This window comes from Paractinoplanes rhizophilus, assembly GCF_042664765.1.
GTDB lineage: Bacteria > Actinomycetota > Actinomycetes > Mycobacteriales > Micromonosporaceae > Actinoplanes > Actinoplanes rhizophilus.
The window spans coordinates 144,496-161,363 of the sequence record NZ_JBHTBJ010000003.1 but is presented as its reverse complement, the minus strand read 5'-3'; the positions used below and the strand labels follow the sequence as shown (position 1 = coordinate 161,363).

The 16,868-nt window shown below is 69.2% G+C and carries 26 protein-coding genes; 1 reads left to right on the top strand and 25 read right to left on the bottom strand.

Features of this window, described 5'->3' with window-relative positions; translation table 11 throughout:
• Positions 1-55: 55 nt before the first annotated feature.
• Together ACFQS1_RS06635 and ACFQS1_RS06630 are read right to left on the bottom strand one after the other, a co-directional pair.
• A complete protein-coding gene (locus ACFQS1_RS06635; RefSeq protein WP_378965219.1) occupies positions 56-1,702 on the bottom strand; it encodes an ABC-F family ATP-binding cassette domain-containing protein in 1,647 nt (548 codons plus the stop codon).
• A gap of 33 nt (positions 1,703-1,735) precedes the next feature.
• Positions 1,736-2,347: a class I SAM-dependent methyltransferase gene (locus tag ACFQS1_RS06630; protein ID WP_378965218.1), complete on the bottom strand. Its 612-nt coding sequence runs from the start codon at positions 2,345-2,347 to the stop codon at positions 1,736-1,738.
• 96 nt (positions 2,348-2,443) lie between these two features.
• On the opposite strand from ACFQS1_RS06630, the gene ACFQS1_RS06625 reads away from it, so the two are divergent.
• The gene (locus ACFQS1_RS06625) at positions 2,444-3,319 is read left to right on the top strand and encodes a hypothetical protein (protein ID WP_378965217.1); all 876 of its coding nucleotides are present in this window, start codon (positions 2,444-2,446) and stop codon (positions 3,317-3,319) included.
• A gap of 15 nt (positions 3,320-3,334) precedes the next feature.
• On the opposite strand, the gene truA is transcribed toward ACFQS1_RS06625, so the two are convergent.
• From truA to rplN, 23 genes are all read right to left on the bottom strand, one after another.
• Positions 3,335-4,147 carry a tRNA pseudouridine(38-40) synthase TruA gene (truA, locus tag ACFQS1_RS06620; RefSeq protein WP_378965215.1) on the bottom strand — a complete coding sequence of 271 codons (813 nt, stop codon included), beginning with the start codon at positions 4,145-4,147 and terminating at the stop codon, positions 3,335-3,337.
• A 71-nt stretch (positions 4,148-4,218) separates the two neighbouring features.
• Positions 4,219-4,785, bottom strand: a complete 567-nt coding sequence (gene rplQ, locus ACFQS1_RS06615) for a 50S ribosomal protein L17 (protein WP_378965214.1) — start codon at positions 4,783-4,785, stop codon at positions 4,219-4,221.
• A 38-nt stretch (positions 4,786-4,823) separates the two neighbouring features.
• Positions 4,824-5,846, bottom strand: coding sequence for a DNA-directed RNA polymerase subunit alpha (locus ACFQS1_RS06610; RefSeq protein ID WP_020513615.1), 1,023 nt, complete (start codon positions 5,844-5,846; stop codon positions 4,824-4,826).
• A 90-nt stretch (positions 5,847-5,936) separates the two neighbouring features.
• A complete protein-coding gene (gene rpsD, locus ACFQS1_RS06605) occupies positions 5,937-6,563 on the bottom strand; it encodes a 30S ribosomal protein S4 (protein ID WP_378965213.1) in 627 nt (208 codons plus the stop codon).
• Between the two features lie 16 nt (positions 6,564-6,579).
• Entirely contained in the window at positions 6,580-6,987 is a 408-nt protein-coding gene (rpsK, locus tag ACFQS1_RS06600; protein WP_020513613.1) for a 30S ribosomal protein S11, read from the bottom strand.
• Between the two features lie 18 nt (positions 6,988-7,005).
• Positions 7,006-7,386 carry a 30S ribosomal protein S13 gene (gene rpsM / locus ACFQS1_RS06595; RefSeq protein ID WP_378965211.1) on the bottom strand — a complete coding sequence of 127 codons (381 nt, stop codon included), beginning with the start codon at positions 7,384-7,386 and terminating at the stop codon, positions 7,006-7,008.
• A gap of 143 nt (positions 7,387-7,529) precedes the next feature.
• Positions 7,530-7,646 (bottom strand): 50S ribosomal protein L36, encoded by a 117-nt coding sequence (gene rpmJ / locus ACFQS1_RS06590; RefSeq protein WP_015619018.1) that lies wholly within the window; start codon positions 7,644-7,646, stop codon positions 7,530-7,532.
• 83 nt (positions 7,647-7,729) lie between these two features.
• Positions 7,730-7,951, bottom strand: a complete 222-nt coding sequence (infA, locus tag ACFQS1_RS06585; RefSeq protein ID WP_007073013.1) for a translation initiation factor IF-1 — start codon at positions 7,949-7,951, stop codon at positions 7,730-7,732.
• Between the two features lie 222 nt (positions 7,952-8,173).
• Entirely contained in the window at positions 8,174-8,818 is a 645-nt protein-coding gene (locus ACFQS1_RS06580) for a DUF1707 SHOCT-like domain-containing protein (protein WP_378965209.1), read from the bottom strand.
• Between the two features lie 11 nt (positions 8,819-8,829).
• Complete coding sequence (locus tag ACFQS1_RS06575; protein WP_378965208.1) at positions 8,830-9,303, bottom strand: DUF1707 SHOCT-like domain-containing protein; 474 nt, start codon at positions 9,301-9,303, stop codon at positions 8,830-8,832.
• A 77-nt stretch (positions 9,304-9,380) separates the two neighbouring features.
• Positions 9,381-10,214, bottom strand: coding sequence for a type I methionyl aminopeptidase (gene map / locus ACFQS1_RS06570; protein ID WP_378965207.1), 834 nt, complete (start codon positions 10,212-10,214; stop codon positions 9,381-9,383).
• Between the two features lies 1 nt (position 10,215).
• Positions 10,216-10,869 (bottom strand): adenylate kinase, encoded by a 654-nt coding sequence (locus ACFQS1_RS06565; protein WP_020513606.1) that lies wholly within the window; start codon positions 10,867-10,869, stop codon positions 10,216-10,218.
• A 65-nt stretch (positions 10,870-10,934) separates the two neighbouring features.
• Positions 10,935-12,281 carry a preprotein translocase subunit SecY gene (gene secY / locus ACFQS1_RS06560; protein WP_378965206.1) on the bottom strand — a complete coding sequence of 449 codons (1,347 nt, stop codon included), beginning with the start codon at positions 12,279-12,281 and terminating at the stop codon, positions 10,935-10,937.
• A 242-nt stretch (positions 12,282-12,523) separates the two neighbouring features.
• Positions 12,524-12,973, bottom strand: a complete 450-nt coding sequence (rplO, locus tag ACFQS1_RS06555) for a 50S ribosomal protein L15 (RefSeq protein WP_378965205.1) — start codon at positions 12,971-12,973, stop codon at positions 12,524-12,526.
• Complete coding sequence (gene rpmD / locus ACFQS1_RS06550; protein ID WP_378965204.1) at positions 12,973-13,155, bottom strand: 50S ribosomal protein L30; 183 nt, start codon at positions 13,153-13,155, stop codon at positions 12,973-12,975. The genes rplO and rpmD overlap by 1 nt, the downstream gene beginning before the upstream one ends.
• A complete protein-coding gene (gene rpsE, locus ACFQS1_RS06545; protein WP_020513602.1) occupies positions 13,155-13,778 on the bottom strand; it encodes a 30S ribosomal protein S5 in 624 nt (207 codons plus the stop codon). The genes rpmD and rpsE overlap by 1 nt, the downstream gene beginning before the upstream one ends.
• A gap of 13 nt (positions 13,779-13,791) precedes the next feature.
• A complete protein-coding gene (gene rplR / locus ACFQS1_RS06540; RefSeq protein ID WP_465263194.1) occupies positions 13,792-14,187 on the bottom strand; it encodes a 50S ribosomal protein L18 in 396 nt (131 codons plus the stop codon).
• Positions 14,188-14,254: 67 nt separating this feature from the next.
• Complete coding sequence (gene rplF, locus ACFQS1_RS06535) at positions 14,255-14,794, bottom strand: 50S ribosomal protein L6 (RefSeq protein WP_378965202.1); 540 nt, start codon at positions 14,792-14,794, stop codon at positions 14,255-14,257.
• A gap of 14 nt (positions 14,795-14,808) precedes the next feature.
• Positions 14,809-15,216: a 30S ribosomal protein S8 gene (gene rpsH / locus ACFQS1_RS06530; protein WP_378965201.1), complete on the bottom strand. Its 408-nt coding sequence runs from the start codon at positions 15,214-15,216 to the stop codon at positions 14,809-14,811.
• A 116-nt stretch (positions 15,217-15,332) separates the two neighbouring features.
• Positions 15,333-15,518, bottom strand: a complete 186-nt coding sequence (locus ACFQS1_RS06525; RefSeq protein ID WP_106130632.1) for a type Z 30S ribosomal protein S14 — start codon at positions 15,516-15,518, stop codon at positions 15,333-15,335.
• Between the two features lie 2 nt (positions 15,519-15,520).
• Positions 15,521-16,090, bottom strand: a complete 570-nt coding sequence (rplE, locus tag ACFQS1_RS06520) for a 50S ribosomal protein L5 (protein ID WP_378965200.1) — start codon at positions 16,088-16,090, stop codon at positions 15,521-15,523.
• Positions 16,090-16,410: a 50S ribosomal protein L24 gene (gene rplX / locus ACFQS1_RS06515; RefSeq protein ID WP_378965199.1), complete on the bottom strand. Its 321-nt coding sequence runs from the start codon at positions 16,408-16,410 to the stop codon at positions 16,090-16,092. Before rplX ends, rplE begins: the two co-directional genes overlap by 1 nt.
• Positions 16,407-16,775, bottom strand: a complete 369-nt coding sequence (rplN, locus tag ACFQS1_RS06510) for a 50S ribosomal protein L14 (protein ID WP_203782372.1) — start codon at positions 16,773-16,775, stop codon at positions 16,407-16,409. The genes rplX and rplN overlap by 4 nt, the downstream gene beginning before the upstream one ends.
• Positions 16,776-16,868: the final 93 nt, after the last annotated feature.

Sequence of the window (16,868 nt, the reverse complement as noted above, 5' to 3'; positions counted from 1 at the left end):
GCCATCTCACCGGTTACCAGGCGATCGCCCGCGGAGCGAAGCGCAGCCAGCCGGCTCAGCGCACGTCCCAGACCGGCTCGGGGGTCTCGATCACTTCGCCGTCGCCCTGGAACAGCACGAAGCGGTCGAACGAGCGGGTGAACCACCGGTCGTGGGTGACCGCGATCACCGTCCCCTCGAACTGCTTGAGCCCCTCCTCCAGCGCCTCCGCCGACGCCAGGTCGAGGTTGTCCGTAGGCTCGTCCAGCAGCAGGACCGTCGCCCCGGACAGCTCCAGCAGCAGCACCAGGAACCGCGCCTGCTGCCCGCCGGACAGCGTGCCGAACCGCTGATCGCCCTGCCCCGCCAGCTCGTACCGGTTGAGCGCCTTCATCGCCCCGGCCCGGTCCATGCCGGACCGATGATCGTCCCCCCGCCACAGGATCTCGACCAGCGTCCGCTCCTGCAGTTCCGGCCGATCGTGCGTCTGCGAGAAGTGCCCCGGCCGGACCCGCGCGCCCAGCCGCGCCACGCCCTCGTGCGCCACGTAGGCCAGCGGCGCCCCGTCCACCGGCTTGTTCTCCGCTTCCGGGTCGGTGCCGCCGGCCGCCAGCAGCCGCAGGAAATGCGATTTCCCGGTGCCGTTCGCGCCCAGCACGGCGACCCGATCGCCGTACCAGATCTCCAGGTCGAACGGGAACGTCAGGTTCTCGAGCTCGAGCTGCTCACAGATCACCGCCCGCTTGCCGGTACGCCCGCCGCGCAGGTTCATCCGCAGCGACTGCTCCTTGGGCGGCAGCGGTGGCGGCCCCGCCTCCTCGAACTTGCGCAGCCGGGTCTGGGCCGACTGATATCGAGAGGCCATATCGGAGTTGTAGGCGGCCTTCTGCTTGTACATCAGCACCAGCTCGCGCAGCTTCTGATGCTCCTCGTCCCAGCGGCGCCGGTTCTCCTCGAGCTTTTCGTGCCGGTGCACCCGGGCCTCGTGCCAGGAGGCGAACCCGCCCGGATGCGTCCACGCGCTGCCGCCCTCGACCGCCACCACCCGGTCGGCGGTCTGGGCCAGCAGCTCGCGGTCGTGCGAGACGAACAGCACCGATTTCGGCGACTCCGTGAGCCGCTGCTCGAGCCAGCGCTTGCCGGGCACGTCGAGGAAGTTGTCGGGCTCGTCGAGCAGCAGCACCTCGTCGCGGCCGCGCAGCAGCAGGTCGAGCGCGAAGCGTTTCTGCTGGCCGCCGGAGAGCGTGCGGACCGGCCGGCGCCGCACCTCGTCCCACGGCTTGCCCAGGATCGCGACGGCCACCGTGTCGAAGAGCACCTCGGCGTCGTACCCGCCCACCTCACCCCAGTGCGCGAGGGCGTTGGCGTAGGCGATCTGGCTGCGCTCGGTCTCGTCCAGGCTGGCGGCGGCGGAGGCAAGCCGAGCGCCGGCGTCGCCCAGGGCGGGCTCGACCAACGACAAAGCAAGATCTTCGAGGGTACGGTCGTCGCCGATCATCCCGATGAACTGGCGCATGACGCCCAGCCCGCCGGAGCGCGCGATCCCCCCGGCCTGGGTCGGCAGGTCGCCGGCGACCATCCGCAGCAGCGTGGTCTTGCCCGCGCCGTTCGGCCCGACCAGCGCGACCTTGGCGCCCTCGCCGACCCGGAACGACACGTCGGCGAACAGCTCCCGGCCGTCGGGCAGCACATAGCTCACCCCGGCGACATCCACGTAACCCATGGGGCAGCATTCTCCCGGGCCGGACCGCCGTGGTCAGCCGGTTTTCCGGCCCACCCGCAGCACTCGGTAGCCCTTCTGGCTGGCCACCCGCTCGACCTGCCAGCCGTGGTCGACGAGCCAGGCGTGCAGCGAATCGCCGCCGAGATGGCGGTTGATCACCAGCCAGGCCACCGCGGCCGGGGCCAGCCGGGGCAGCCAGCGCTCCATCAGCGCGTGCAGCTCGGCCTTGCCCACGTGGATCGGCGGGTTGCTCCAGATCTCGTCGAAGACGAGGTCCCCGGGCACCTCGTCGGGCGCGGCCACCTGGACGTTCGCCAGGCCGAGCGTCGCCGCGTTCGCGGCGGTGAGCTCGCGCGCCCGTGAGTTGACGTCCACCGCCCACACGGTGGCCCGCGGCGACTCGGTGGCCAGCACCGCCGCGATCGGGCCGTATCCGCAGCCCAGGTCGAGGAAGACCCCGGCGCGCTCGGCGGTGGGCAGGTCGCCCTTGCGCAGGAGCACCGCGGTGCCGGGGTCGAGCCGGCCGGCCGAGAAGACGCCGGACGCCACGGCCAGCCGGTAGTCGCGCCCCGCGACGTTGAACTCGATCTCGCCACGCTGGGCCGGCGTCGCGGGCTCGGTGCTGAAGTAATGCTCGGCGGTCACCCGGCAAGTCTGCCGCCGCCCCGGCCCGCCACCTGCGGCGGGGTGCCGCACATGGTGTCCGGCCATCGATCGGCGTGCGCGCCTAGCGTGAAATGCATGCTGTACGGCACCCCTCAACGCCGCGAGCATCGCGTGCCCGGCGGCGCGCCGGCCCTGCTGGGCAGCGTCATCGCCGCCGCCCGGCCGCCCGGCCGGCGCGGCAACGGCGGCGTCGGCCAGCACCGCTCGCCGGCCCGGCAACGCTCGCGCGCGGCCGGCGAGCCGCAGCGGACCGCTCAGCTGCTGGTTCGCGGGCTGGCCGCGCTGATCCTGCTCGCGCTGGTCTCGCTGACCGCGTTCTTCGTGCTGGCCGGCCGGCGCGGCGGTGGCGGCGCGGCGGCCGGCCCGGACTCGATCGCGGCCGGCATGCTGGCCTCGCGCACGGTCGACGCCGATCCGCTCACGGTCGAAGAAGTCTTCCCGGACAGCGACTCGGTCCGGCCGGCGGGCGCGCGGCCGTACCGGATCACGCTGACCCACATCGACGCGAGTTGCGACACCGCCACCACCGGCAGCCTGGGCGGCCTGCTCGCCGGGCACGGGTGCAGCCAGGTGGTGCGGGCCGGCCTGGTGGCGCCGTACGGCGACTACCGGGTGACCGCGGGAGTGTTCAACCTGGCCGACGCGGCCGGCGCCGCGGACGTGGACGATGTGCTGCGTCGTCTGGTGGAGACCGGCGACGGCAGCTTCGCCACCCTGCCCGCCGCGAGACTCGGCCCCGACGCGCTGCCCACCGCGCAGATCGGCTGGCGCACCCGCGGCCACTACCTGCTCTATTGCGTGATCAACCGGCCGGACGACGGCGTGGTCGCCGCCGACGACCCGTACGCGTCCCGGATCACCGTCGACCTCGTCGACAGCTACCTGGGCACCACGATCCTGGGCCGCCGCGCGGCCGGCGTCCCGGCCGGGCCTCTCCCAGAGGGGCCTTAGGGTCTGTATCGGACCTCAAGCCCGCAGCCGCCGGGTCGCGTCGGCCCGGGCCGCGTACTCGGCCTCCTCGGGATAGCCGACGGCCACCAGCGTCAGCCCGTGCGCCGGCGCCACGGTGACCTCGCTCGACCGTTCCCGCAGCCTCAGCAGCCTCGCCGGCCAGGACGGCTCGCGTCGGCCGTCGCCCACGGTCAGCATGGCCCCGACCAGGCTGCGCACCATCGACTGGCAGAACGCGTCGGCCTGCACGGTGGCCACGCAGACGCCGTCCGGATCCCGCCGCCATTCCAGCCGGGTGATCGCCCGGACCGTGGTGGCGTGCTCCTTCCGCTTGCAGTACGCCGCGTAGTCGTGCTCGCCCACCAGGCCCGCGGCCGCCGCGTTGAGCCGGTCCAGGTCGAGCGGCCGCACCCAGCCCAGGGTGTCGTGCCGCCGCAGCGGCTCCGGTCCCCACGGCGTGTCCGAGACGCGGTACTCGTACCGCCGGAAGGTCGCCGAGAAGCGCGCGTCGAACGACGCCGGCACCGGCGTGATCGCCCGGACCCGGGCGTCCGGCGGCATCAGCGCGGCCAGCCGCCGCAGCAGCGACCCCTCGAGGCCGGCCCACGAGTCCAGCGGCAGGTCGACGTGGCAGACCTGCCCGGTGGCGTGCACCCCGGCGTCGGTCCGCCCGGCCACGGTCAGCCCCAGCGGGGTCTCCGCCCCGACCAGGCGTCCCAGCGCCTCGGTGAGCACTCCGGCGACGGTCCGCCGGGCCGGCTGCGCCGCCCATCCGGAGAAGTCGGCGCCGTCGTACGAGACGTCCAGTCGTAGCCGAATGGTCTCCATCGATCTCCTCGGACACAGTGAGGCCCGGCACCCGGGAGGGGTGCCGGGCCTCACCCAGCTGTCGTGGCGAATCAGGCCTTGGTGTCTTCGCCCTCGGCCTGGTCGCCCGGGCCCTCGGCGCCCTTGTCACCGGAAGCGTTCTCCGGCGCCTCGGCGTCCTGGTCCGGCTCGGCCGTGGCGGCGGGCGCCTCGTCCTCGCGGGCCAGGGCCTCGACCTTGTCCTGCCGCGCGGCGGCCTTGCGGGCCGACTTCTTGGCCGGCGCCGTGGTGGCCGCGACCTCGAGCTCCTCGACCAGCTCGATGACGGCCATCGGAGCGGCGTCGCCCTTGCGCGGGCCGGTCTTGGTGATGCGGGTGTAGCCACCCGGCCGGTTGCCGTACCGCGGAGCGATCTGCTCGAACAGGGCGTACACGACGTCCTTGTCCCGCACGACGGTCAGCACCCGGCGACGAGCGTGCAGGTCGCCGCGCTTGGCCTTCGTGATGAGCTGCTCAGCCAGCGGGCGCAGCCGCTTGGCCTTCGTCTCGGTGGTCTTGATCTTCCCGTGCCGGAAGAGCTCCGTGGCCAGGTTGGCCAGGATCAGCTTCTCGTGCGCCGGGCTGCCGCCGAGGCGGGGACCCTTCGTGGGCGTGGGCATTTCAGATGCTCCTTGTGAATGGCAAGGGGGCCGAGCGCTTAGAGCTGCTCGGTCTCGCGGTAGTCGTCGGTGTCGTAGTCCACGTCGCCGAACGAATCCACGACGTGCGCCGGGTCGAAGGACGGCGCGCTGTCCTTGAGGCCCAGGCCCATTCCGGCGAGCTTCATCTTGACCTCGTCGATGGACTTCTGACCGAAATTCCTTATATCGAGAAGATCGGCTTCCGTACGCCCTATCAACTCGCCCACGCTGTTGATGCCCTCGCGCTTGAGGCAGTTGTACGACCGGACGGTGAGGTCCAGCTCCTCGATCGGCAGGGCCAGGTCGGCGGCGAGCTGCGCGTCCTGGGGCGACGGGCCGATGTCGATGCCCTCGGCGGTCTCGTCCAGCTCGCGGCAGAGGCCGAACAGCTCGACGAGGGTCGAGCCGGCCGACGCCAGCGCGGTGCGGGGCGAGATGGACGCCTTCGACTCGACGTCGATGATCAGGCGGTCGAAGTCGGTACGCTGCTCGACACGGGTGGCCTCGACGCGGTAGGTCACCTTCATCACCGGCGAGTAGATCGAGTCGACCGGGATGCGGCCGATCTCGGCGCCGGTGTTCTTGTTCTGCGCCGCCGTGACGTAGCCACGGCCCCGCTCGACGGTGAGCTCCATGTCGAGCCGGCCCTTGCTGTTCAGCGTGGCCAGCTTGAGGTCGGGGTTGTGCACCGAGACGCCGGCCGGGGGCTGGATGTCACCGGCGGTGACGTCGCCCGGGCCCTGCTTGCGCAGATACATGCTGACCGGCTCGTCGTGCTCGGAGCTGACGGTGAGCTCCTTGACGTTCATGACCAGCTCGACCACGTCCTCCTTGACACCGGGGATCGTGGTGAACTCGTGCAGGACGCCGTCGATCTTGATGCTGGTCACCGCCGCGCCCGGGATGGACGACAGCAGGGTCCGGCGGAGGGAGTTGCCGAGGGTGTAGCCGAAGCCCGGCTCCAGAGGCTCGATGGTGAACCGGGAGCGGGTCTCCGAGAGCGACTCCTCCGAGAGGGTCGGCCGCTGGCTGATGAGCACGCGTTTCTTCTTTCTGTCAGGCCACCCGCTATTTGATGGCCGTCCGATGGTTCGGGATGCCGGCTTCATCAGCCGGCATCCCATGGAGCCTTACTTGGAGTAAAGCTCGACGATCAGCTGCTCCTGCACCTGCGTGTCGATGACCGCGCGGGACGGGAGCGTGTGCACGAGGATCTTCATCTCGCTGGGGATGGGCTCCAGCCACGCCGGCACCGGCCGGGAACCGGCCTGCGCCTGGGCGACGACGAAGGGGGTCATCTCCTTCGACTTCTCCCGGGTGGTCACGATGTCGTGCTCCTTGACCCGGTACGAGGGAATGTCCACCTTCACGCCGTTTACCAGGAAGTGGCCGTGCTTGACCAGCTGCCGGGCCATGTCCCGGGAGGCGGCGTAGCCGGCCCGGTAGACGACGTTGTCGAGACGGGACTCGAGGATCTGCAGCAGCACCTCACCGGTCTTGCCGGGCTTGGTGACAGCCTCCTCGTAGTAACCGCGGAACTGCTTCTCGAGCACGCCGTAGACGCGGCGGGCCTTCTGCTTCTCGCGGTGCTGGAGCAGGTACTCGGTCTCCTTGGTCCGCCCGCGGCCGTGCTGGCCGGGCGGGAAGGGACGCGACTCGAACGGGCACTTCGGCCCGTCGCACTTGCTGCCCTTGAGGAACAGCTTCATCTTCTCGCGGCGGCAGCGCTTGCAGTCCGCACCTGTGTAACGAGCCATTGTTCCTAGATCTCCCTCAGACCCGGCGACGCTTCGGCGGACGGCAGCCGTTGTGCGGCTGGGGCGTGACGTCGGCGATCTGGCCGACCTCGAGGCCCGCGGCCTGCAGCGAACGGATCGCGGTCTCCCGGCCGGAGCCGGGGCCCTTGACGAACACGTCGACCTTGCGCATGCCGTGCTCCATGGCCCGGCGCGCGGCGGCCTCGGCGGCCAGCTGGGCGGCGAACGGAGTCGACTTGCGGGAGCCCTTGAAGCCCACCTGGCCGGAGGAGGCCCAGGAGATGACCGCACCGGTCGGGTCGGTGATCGACACGATGGTGTTGTTGAAGGTGCTCTTGATGTGCGCCTGCCCGTGGGCGACGTTCTTGCGTTCCTTGCGCCGGACCTTCTTGACGGCGGCCCCAGCGCGTGCCTTCGGTGGCATAAGTCAGTGCGCTCCTATTTACTTCCGACCGGGCTTCTTCTTACCGGCGACCGTGCGCTTCGGACCCTTGCGGGTACGCGCGTTGGTCCGGGTCCGCTGACCGCGCACGGGAAGACCCCGACGGTGGCGGATGCCCTGGTAGGCCCCGATCTCGACCTTGCGGCGGATGTCCGCGGCGACCTCGCGGCGCAGGTCGCCCTCAACCTTGAAATTGGCCTCGATGTAGTCGCGGAGCTGGACCAGCTCCTCGTCCGTGAGGTCCTTGGCGCGCTTGTTCAGGTCAATGGCCGTGGCGTTCAGGGCCTCGACGGAACGGGTGCGACCGATCCCGTAGATGTAGGTGAGCGCGATCTCCATCCGCTTCTCGCGGGGAAGATCGACGCCGACGAGTCGAGCCATAAGCGGGCGTACTCCTCGAAATCGTTCGGAGGTCTGTGCCCTTCCCACCCCGTCTGCCCGGACGGGCCCTGGCCTCCGACCAGGGGTGAAGTCACGACGTGACTCGGGACGAGCTTTGGTGATGCGGATCCGGCAGCTGGGGCTCAGCCCTGGCGCTGCTTGTGGCGCGCGTCGGTCTTGCAAATGACCATGACGCGGCCGTGCCGCCGGATGACCCGGCAGTTGTTGCAGATCCGCTTGACGCTCGGCTTGACCTTCACGGTTTGCCTTAACTCTCAATCGGGTTTCATTGGGGTTTCCGCCGCGAGCGAGGAGCGCACGGACGGGACATCCCCGCCCCCGGCTACTTGTAGCGGTAGACGATGCGTCCCCGGGTCAGGTCGTACGGCGACAGCTCGACGACGACTCGGTCCTCGGGAAGGATGCGGATGTAGTGCTGCCGCATCTTGCCTGAGATGTGCGCAAGAACCTTGTGACCATTGGCGAGCTCCACGCGGAACATAGCGTTCGGCAGGGGCTCGATCACTCGGCCCTCGATCTCGATGGCTCCGTCTTTCTTAGGCATGTCCTCCGCTACCTGACATTGGGGTTCGGGGCTAGCATGCAGCGCCATACCCGAGTTGCACTCGGACCAGCCGCGGCACCCGCACATCCCCGAAGCGCTGAGGACATGCAGGAGTGGACGCTGCGCGCCAGCTAGCCAGTGTACGCGTGCCCTATCGCCACGCCAAACCGAGGTCTCCCTGACCCGGGGTCGGGTGTGTCGCCGCTCCCAAAACCGGACGGATCACCCCTCGCCGTCCGGTTTTCGCGGCTTCGGCGGCAGGTCGCCGCGGGCCATCGCCTCCGCGATGAACGCCTTGCGCTGCTGCTTGCTCGGGTTCGCCGGCAGCTCGCCGGCCGCGATCGCCCGCCGGTACAGCATCTTGCGCTCGTGCCGGTGCTCCCGCAGGCGCCGCCGGTGCTCCTCCTCCAGGGCGTGCCTGCGCGGCTCGCCCGAGGCCAGGCCGCCGGCCGTGCGGACCAGCAGCACCAGCCCCCACGGCCCGACGATCCAGACCGGCCAGTAGAACACCGGCTCGCCCGAGAAGATCGAGCCGAACGCCCAGATCAGCGTGAAGAACACGAGCGCCTTGGCCCACTGCCCCCAGACGTGCCCGAGCCAGGCGGAGGTGAGCCGATCGCGCTGTCCGGTCGCCGCCGGCGCGACCGCCCGCGGCGGTGCGGGAACGACGGGTGCGGCGTTCGGCAGGTCGGTCAGCAAGCGGTCGAGATCGCCATAGGTCTTTGCCGCGTACGCGTCCCGCAGGCGTTCGTCGAACTCGGCGAGATCGATCCGGCCCTCCTCGAGCGCCGCGCGCAACTGCTCGGCGACCTGCTGGCGGTCGGCGTCGGCGGCGCGCATCTGTTCCCGGCCCATGTACTCAACCATGACGACTCGCCTCAACGACGGCGCCGGCGACGATCCCTCCGGCCGCCGTCGCCGAACCACTGGCCGAACACCCCGAGGATCAGCGGGATCAGCATCCAGACCGGCCAGAAATACTGGAGGTGGCCGGAGGTGATGCTGGTGATCAGCCAGATCAGGGTGCACACGAGGATGACGCCGGCATACGGGCCCACCCAGTTGGCCACCTGACGCCCCGAGGGGCCCGGAGGGTTGGCGGGTACACCGACCGGCGGCGCCGGGGCCGCAGGCTGGATCTGAGCATGCCGTACGGGCACCGTGCCGGGCAGGTCGTCCAGCAGACCGTCCAGATCGGCGTACGTCTTCGCCGCATAGGTCCGCTGCAGCCGCTCGTCGTACTCGCTCAGATCGAGCCGGCCCTCGTCGAGCGCCGACTTGAGCTGCTCCGCGACGGCCTTGCGATCATTGTCGCCGGCCCGCATGTCCTCCCGCCCCATACGTCCCAGCATGCCAGCCCAACCTCGCGGGTGGCGAGCCTGGTCTCACCGCGTCACCAACCTCCCGGCGCACGTGCGACCGGGCCCGGTCAGTTCTGCTTGGCCGTGACCAGGTCGCCCAGCCGCGCGCGGCCGCCGTCGGCGGCGGTGGTCACCCAGACGCCGTCCTCGAGCAGGCACATGGTGTGCTCGACGTGCGCGGCCATCGAGCGATCCCGGGTGATCACGGTCCAGCCGTCGGAGAGCTCCACCGTCCGCGGCGAGCCCAGGGTGATCATCGGCTCGATCGCGAGGCACAGGCCGGGCACCAGCTTCACGCCCTTGCCGGGCTTGCCGTGGTTGAGCACGTGCGGGTCCTGGTGCATCTCGGTGCCGATGCCGTGCCCGCCGTAACCGTCCACGATGCCGTACCGGCCGGCCTTGCGGACCGCCTTCTCCACGTTGAAGGAGATGTCGGTCAGCCGGCCCCGCCCGTTGGCGGCGCCGCGCGCGGCCGCCGCGATGCCGGCCCACATCGCGTCCTCGGCCACCTCGGCCATTTTGAGCAGCGCCGGGTCGGTCTCGCCGACGCCCACCGTGATCGCCGCGTCGCCGTGCCAGCCCTCCAGGATCGCGCCGCAGTCCAGCGAGATCAGATCGCCCTCGGCGAGCACCTGCTCGGGCCGGGGGATGCCGTGTACGACCTGCTCGTTGACCGAGGCGCAGATCGAGGCCGGGAAGCCGTGGTAGCCCTTGAACGACGGGATGGCCCCGGCGTCGCGGATCACCTTTTCCGCGATCGCGTCGAGGTCGGCGGTGGAGACGCCGGGCGCGACCGCGTCCCGCATGGCCGCCAGCGCGGCGGCGACGACCAGGCCGGCGCCGCGCATCTTCTGGATCTGCTCGGGGGTCTTCAGCTGAATGTCCAGCTGGGGGCGGCGCATGTCAGCCCCCGTACGACCGCAGGGCGTCGATGGCGCGCACCGTGACGTCCTCGACCGGGCCGGTCGCGTCGATTCCCACCAGCTTGCCCTGCGCGCCGAAGAAGTCGACCAGCGGCGCGGTCTTCTCGGCGTACTCGACGAGCCGGTTGGCGATCGTCTCGGCCTTGTCGTCGTCGCGCTGGAACAGCTCCGACCCGCAGCGGTCGCAGATGTTCTCCTTGCTGGTCGGGTCGAACTCGACGTGCCAGATCTTGCCGCAGCCGCGGCAGGTCCGGCGGCCGGAGAGCCGCCGGATGACCTCGTCGTCGTCGACCACGAGCTCCATCACCAGGTCGAGCGCGGTGCCCAGGTCGGCGAGCAATTTGTCCAGCGCCGACGCCTGCGGCACCGTGCGCGGGAAGCCGTCGAGCAGGAAGCCGTCGCCGGCGTCCGGCTCGGCTAGCCGGTCCCGGACCATGTTGATGGTCACCTCGTCCGGAACCAGCTGCCCAGCGTCCATGTACCGCTTGGCCTCGACGCCCAGCGGCGTGCCCTGCGAGACGTTCGCCCGGAAGATGTCACCGGTCGAGATCTTCGGTACGGCCAGGTGCGCGGCGATGAACTCAGCCTGGGTCCCCTTGCCGGCCCCTGGAGGGCCCACCAGCACCAGCCGCACCTACATCGCCTCGCTTCGGTGAGTTGAGATCCTCGACGCGCGAGCCCCCCGGCTCCGCGCCGCCACTACCGGAGGAACCCTTCGTAGTTGCGCTGCATGAGCTGGCTCTCGATCTGCTTCACCGTTTCCAGACCCACGCCGACCATGATCAACACCGCGACACCGCCGAACGGGAAGTTCTGGTACTGCTGTTGATTGAGCCAGATGAAGAAGAAGTTCGGCATGACCGAGATGATGCCGAGGTAAAGCGCGCCCGGCAGCGTGATCCGGCTGAGAATGAAGTCCAGGTAGTCGGCAGTCGGCCGACCCGGGCGAATACCGGGCACGAAACCGCCGTACTTCTTCATGTTGTCCGCGACCTCGGTCGGGTTGAACGTGATCGAGACGTAGAAGTACGTGAAGAAGATGATCAGCAGGAAGTAGACGCCGATGTAGAGCATGCTCGTCGGATCCACGAGCCACTTCTGGATCCAGATCTGGTAGCCCTTGAGGTTGTTCTGGTCGAAGAACTGCAGGTACAGCTGCGGCAGGTAGAGCAGCGAGGAGCCGAAGATCACCGGGACGACGCCGGCCTGGTTGACCTTGAGCGGGATGTAGGTGGAGGTTCCGCCGTACATGCGCCGGCCCACCATGCGCTTCGCGTACTGCACCGGGATCCGGCGCTGCGCCTGCTCGATGAAGACCACGAGGCAGATGATGACGAGGACCAGGCCGAGGACGAGCAGGAACTTGCCGACGCCGCTCGACTCCTTGATCGTCCAGCCCTCGCCGGGGAGGCGGGCCGCGATCGAGGTGAAGATCAGGACCGACATGCCGTTGCCGACGCCGCGGTCGGTGATGAGCTCGCCGAGCCACATCACCACGCCGGTGCCGGCGGTCATGGTCAGGACCAGGATGCTGAGCGTCAGCCACATCGGCAGCCCGGTGTTCTCCGGGATGATCTGCATCTTGGGGTCGGTCTGGTCGCATGCGTTGCCGAAGAGCTGACCGGTGCGCGCCAGCGCCACGAACGCCGAGGACTGGAGGACCGCCAGGCCGAGCGTCAGGTACCGGGTGTACTGCGTGATCTTGGCCTGGCCGGACTGGCCCTCCTTGCGGAGCTGCTCGAGGCGGGGGATCACGACGGTCAGCAGCTGCAGGATGATCGACGCGGTGATGTACGGCATGATGCCGAGCGCGAAGACCGACAGGTGCAGCAGCGCACCACCGGAGAACAGATTCAACAGGTTCAAGACACCGCCGCCGGCATTGGCGTCGTTCACTGCCTTCAAACACGTCTGCACGTTGGTGTAGGACACACCGGGGCTGGGCAAGGTGGCGCCCAGCCGGTACAGCGCGATGATGCCGACTGTGAACAGCAGTTTCTTGCGCAGGTCAGGCGTCCGGAACGCACTGGTAAAGGCGGAGAGCAACTTCTTCCTCCTGCGCGAGGTTACCGCCGTGTCCGGCGGATGGGGGACGGCATCGGTCCGGACGACCGATATCCCTAGCTGGGAACGGACTCTAACAGTCTTGGAGCGGTGCAGTGAGTCACGGTAGGGCCCACTGCGGGTAGGCATCAACCGGCCGGGAGAAATGCCAGGTCAGACGCCACAAAGGGGATGCTGCCCGGGCGACGTGTTTCCTCGGCGCCCGGGCGAGCACCCCCACAGCCTCACAGCTCGGTGGCGGAACCACCGGCGGCTGCGATCTTCTCCTTGGCCGACTCGCTGAACGCGTGCGCCGAGATGGTCAGCGACACGCCGCCCAGCTCGCCGGAGCCGAGCACCTTGACCGGCTGGCCCTTGCGGACCGCGCCGGCCTCGGCCAGCTCCACCGGGCCGACCTCGCCGCCGTCGGGGAACAGCTCGGCGAGACGGTCCAGGTTGACGACCTGGAAGACGACCTTGTTGCGGGGCTTGTTCTTCAGCCCCTTGAGCTTCGGCAGCCGCATGTGGATGGGCATCTGCCCACCCTCGAACGCCGCACTGACGTTCTTGCGGGCGCCGGTGCCCTTGGTACCGCGACCGGCGGTCTTGCCCTTCGACCCCTCACCGCGACCCACGCGGGTCTTCGCGGTCTTGGCGCCGGGCGCCGGGCGGAGGTGGTGGACCTTGATCCCCATTACTCGACCTCCTCAACACTCACGAGGTGGTTCACGGCGAAGATCATGCCCCGGATCTCGGGACGGTCCTCCTTGACCACCACATCGTTGATCCGCTTCAGCCCGAGCGACCGCAGGGAGTCCCGCTGGTTCTGCTTGCGGCCGATACCGGACCGGATCTGGGTGACCTTCAAGCGTGCCATCAGTGCACCGCCGCTTCCGCGCGCGCCGCCAGCATGGCCGCCGGCGCCACGTCCTCGACCGGCAGGCCACGGCGGGCCGCGACCTTCTCCGGCGACTCGAGGCCCTTCAGCGCGGCCACCGTCGCGTGCACGATGTTGATCGGGTTCGACGAGCCGAGGCTCTTGGAGAGCACGTCGTGGATGCCCGCGCACTCCAGCACGGCACGCACCGGGCCACCGGCGATGACGCCGGTACCGGCGGAGGCCGGCTTGAGCAGCACAACACCCGCCGCCGCCTCACCGGTGATCGGGTGCGGAATGGTCGCACCGATCCGCGGAACCTTGAAGAAGTGCTTCTTGGCCTCCTCGACGCCCTTGGCGATGGCCGCGGGCACCTCCTTGGCCTTTCCGTAGCCGATGCCGACCGTGCCGTCGCCGTCGCCCACGATCACCAGGGCGGTGAAGCTGAAGCGACGACCACCCTTGACGACCTTGGCGACCCGGTTGATCGCGACGACCCGCTCGAGATGCGGGGTCTTCTCGACGGGCGCGTTGCCGCGACCGCCCTCACGGCGGTTGTCCCGGCGGTTGCCACCCTCGGTGTTACCGCCGGACCCGCCGCCTCGGCGCTGCTGACCAGGCATTGGTCAATTCCTCCTAGAACTCGAGTCCGGCTTCGCGGGCGGCGTCGGCCAGCGCGGCGATGCGCCCCGCGTACTTGTTGCCACCGCGGTCGAAGACGACCTTGGACACGCCCGCGGCCTTGGCCCGCTCGGCGAGGAGCGCGCCGACCTTGCCGGCCAGAGCGCTCTTGTCACCCTCGGTGCCCCGCAGGGAGGTGTCGAGGGTGGAGGCCGAAACCAGCGTGTGGCCCTTGAGGTCGTCGATGATCTGCGCGGAGATGTGCCGCGAGGACCGGGTGACGACCAGGCGGGGACGCTCGGCGGTGCCGCGGACGTTCCTGCGGACCCGGAAGTGCCGGCGCGCCTTTCCCACGGCACGCTTGGCGGCGACACCGCCGCCATTGCGGCGCTTGAGCAGCGTGGCGGTCACTTCTTACCTGCCTTTCGAGCCTTGACACAGCCGGCGGATGACCTCGCCCAGCAGTTCGTGGAGACGGTCACTTCTTACCCGCCTTTCCAGCCTTGCGGCGGATGATCTCGCCCTGGTACTTGACGCCCTTGCCCTTGTAGGGCTCCGGCGGGCGGATCTTCCGGATGTTGGCGGCGACCTCGCCCACCAGCTGCTTGTCGATGCCCGCGACCGTGAACTGGGTCGGCCGCTCCACCGAGAAGGTGATGCCGGCCGGCGCGCTCACGTTGACCGGGTGCGAGAAGCCCAGGGCGAACTCGAGGTCCTTGCCCTTGGCGGTCACGCGGTAACCGGTGCCGTTGATCTCCAGCGTCTTCTTGTAGCCCTCGGTGACGCCGACGATCATGTTGGCGACCAGGGTACGCGAGAGGCCGTGCAGCTCCTTGGCCTTGCGCTCGTCGTTGGGGCGGTTGACGTGCAGCTCGTTGCCGTCCTGCTCGACCGTGATGGGCTCGGCGACGGTGTGCGAGAGCTCGCCCTTGGGGCCCTTGACCTTGACGGTCTGGCCCGAGATGGTGACGTCGACGCCGGCCGGGACCGGGATCGACTTACGTCCGATTCGCGACATGTCTGAGTCTCCAGTTACCAGACGAAGGCGAGGACTTCCCCGCCAACGCTCCGCTTGCGGGCCTGCTTGTCGGTCAGCAGCCCCTGGGACGTCGAAATGATCGCGACGCCCAGGCCGCCGAGCACCCGCGGGAGCTCGTCGGACTTGGCGTAAACCCGGAGTCCGGGCTTGGAAACGCGCTTGATGCCGGCGAGGCTGCGCTCGCGGTTCTGGCCGTACTTGAGCTCAACGACCAGACGCCTGCCGACGGCGCCTTCCTCGGGCTCCTCGGCCGACCAGGAGGCGATGTAGCCCTCGGTCTTGAGGACCTCGGCGATGTTCGCCTTGATCTTCGAGAAGGGCATGGTCACCTTGTCGTGGTACGCCTGGTTGGCGTTACGCAGACGCGTGAGCATGTCTGCGATCGGGTCCGTCATCGTCATGGGTATTCGTCAACCTTTCTCGCCGGGGTTCCCAGGATCCCGGGCCTACGGCGAAGCGGTATCTCAGACCAGCCTTCAGTCCGCCTATGGGTGGCGGGTGGGGCGGTTGGATGGGGTTACCAGGAAGCCTTGGACACGCCGGGCAGCTCACCGCGGTGAGCCATCTCCCGGATGCACACCCGGCAGAGGCCGAACTTGCGGTAGACCGAGTGCGGCCGGCCACAACGCTGGCAGCGGGTGTAGGCCCGCACAGCGAACTTCGGCTTCGCGGCAGCCTTCAGGATCAGCGCCTTCTTAGCCATGCTCAGTTCTCCTTGAACGGGAAGCCCAGGAGCTTGAGCAGCGCCCGGCCCTCGTCGTCGGTCTTGGCCGTGGTGACCACCGTGATGTCCATGCCCCGCGTGCGGTCGATCCGGTCCTGGTCGATCTCGTGGAACACCGACTGCTCGGTCAGGCCGAACGTGTAGTTGCCGTGGCCGTCCAGCTTCTTGCCGTCCAGGCCGCGGAAGTCGCGGATACGCGGCAGCGCGATCGACAGCAGCCGGTCCAGGAACTCCCACATCCGGTCGTTGCGCAGGGTGACCTTCGCGCCGATCGGCATACCCTCCCGCAGCTTGAACTGCGCGATGGACTTGGTCGCGCGCCGCACCAGCGGCTTCTGACCGGTGATGGTGGTCAGGTCGCGCACGGCGCCGTCGATCAGCTTGGCGTCGCGGGCGGCCTCGCCAACACCCATGTTCACGACGACCTTCACCAGGCCGGGAACCTGCATGGGGTTGCCGTACTTGTACTGCTCCTGAAGCGCGGCGACAACCTCGCTGCGGTACTTCTGCTTTAGGCGCGGCAGCGTCTTGGTCTCGGTGGCGGAGGTCATCAGAGTTCCTTACCGGTCGTACGTGCGATGCGGACCTTCTGGCCGTTCTCGTCGATCCGGTAGCCGATCCGGGTGGGCTTGCCCTGGTCATCCAAGATCTGCACGTTGGAGATGTGGATCGCGGCTTCCTGGGTCACGATGCCGCCGGTCTTGGAACCGCGCTGCGTCGTGCGGATGCGCTCGTGCTTCTTGACGCGGTTCACGCCCTCGACGATGACCTTGTCCTGCCGCGGGTAGGCCTGGATGACCTTGCCCTTGGCGCCCTTGTCCTTGCCGGCGATGACGACGACCGTGTCGCCCTTCTTGATCTTCATGATCAAAGCACCTCCGGCGCCAAGCTGATGATCTTCATAAACCGCTTGTCGCGCAGCTCGCGGCCCACCGGGCCGAAGATGCGGGTACCGCGGGGGTCGCCACCGTCCTTGATGATGACGGCGGCGTTCTCGTCGAAGCGGATGTACGAGCCGTCCGGACGGCGCTTCTCCTTGCTGGTGCGGACGATGACCGCCTTGACGACGTCGCCCTTCTTCACACCGGCGCCGGGGATGGCGTCCTTGACCGTGGCCACGATGACGTCGCCGATGCTCGCGTAGCGGCGGCCGGAACCGCCGAGCACGCGGATGCACAGGATCTCGCGTGCACCCGTGTTGTCGGCGACACGCAGTCGCGACTCCTGCTGGATCACTGGGGTCTCCTATGTCTGCCAGTTCTTCACCAGGACGGCGAAGCTTGGCGGAACGATGGTGTGTCGGGCCGGCCGGGAGACCGGCCCGACGCA

Coding starts and splice junctions, on each gene's coding strand:
- ACFQS1_RS06625 (WP_378965217.1), top strand. CDS start 2,444: ATGCTGTACGGCACCCCTCAACGCCGCGAGCATCGCGTGCCCGGCGGC.
- ACFQS1_RS06525 (WP_106130632.1), bottom strand. CDS start 15,518: ATGGCTAAGAAGGCGCTGATCCTGAAGGCTGCCGCGAAGCCGAAGTTC.
- rpsK (WP_020513613.1), bottom strand. CDS start 6,987: ATGCCACCGAAGGCACGCGCTGGGGCCGCCGTCAAGAAGGTCCGGCGC.
- rplO (WP_378965205.1), bottom strand. CDS start 12,973: ATGGGGATCAAGGTCCACCACCTCCGCCCGGCGCCCGGCGCCAAGACC.
- ACFQS1_RS06635 (WP_378965219.1), bottom strand. CDS start 1,702: ATGGGTTACGTGGATGTCGCCGGGGTGAGCTATGTGCTGCCCGACGGC.
- rplF (WP_378965202.1), bottom strand. CDS start 14,794: ATGTCGCGAATCGGACGTAAGTCGATCCCGGTCCCGGCCGGCGTCGAC.
- rplE (WP_378965200.1), bottom strand. CDS start 16,090: ATGACCTCCGCCACCGAGACCAAGACGCTGCCGCGCCTAAAGCAGAAG.
- ACFQS1_RS06580 (WP_378965209.1), bottom strand. CDS start 8,818: ATGGTTGAGTACATGGGCCGGGAACAGATGCGCGCCGCCGACGCCGAC.
- rpsD (WP_378965213.1), bottom strand. CDS start 6,563: ATGGCTCGTTACACAGGTGCGGACTGCAAGCGCTGCCGCCGCGAGAAG.
- truA (WP_378965215.1), bottom strand. CDS start 4,147: ATGGAGACCATTCGGCTACGACTGGACGTCTCGTACGACGGCGCCGAC.
- infA (WP_007073013.1), bottom strand. CDS start 7,951: ATGCCTAAGAAAGACGGAGCCATCGAGATCGAGGGCCGAGTGATCGAG.
- ACFQS1_RS06575 (WP_378965208.1), bottom strand. CDS start 9,303: ATGCTGGGACGTATGGGGCGGGAGGACATGCGGGCCGGCGACAATGAT.
- rplQ (WP_378965214.1), bottom strand. CDS start 4,785: ATGCCCACGCCCACGAAGGGTCCCCGCCTCGGCGGCAGCCCGGCGCAC.
- rpsM (WP_378965211.1), bottom strand. CDS start 7,386: ATGGCTCGACTCGTCGGCGTCGATCTTCCCCGCGAGAAGCGGATGGAG.
- rpmD (WP_378965204.1), bottom strand. CDS start 13,155: ATGGCACGCTTGAAGGTCACCCAGATCCGGTCCGGTATCGGCCGCAAG.
- rpsE (WP_020513602.1), bottom strand. CDS start 13,778: ATGCCTGGTCAGCAGCGCCGAGGCGGCGGGTCCGGCGGTAACACCGAG.
- map (WP_378965207.1), bottom strand. CDS start 10,214: ATGCGCCGCCCCCAGCTGGACATTCAGCTGAAGACCCCCGAGCAGATC.
- rpsH (WP_378965201.1), bottom strand. CDS start 15,216: ATGACGATGACGGACCCGATCGCAGACATGCTCACGCGTCTGCGTAAC.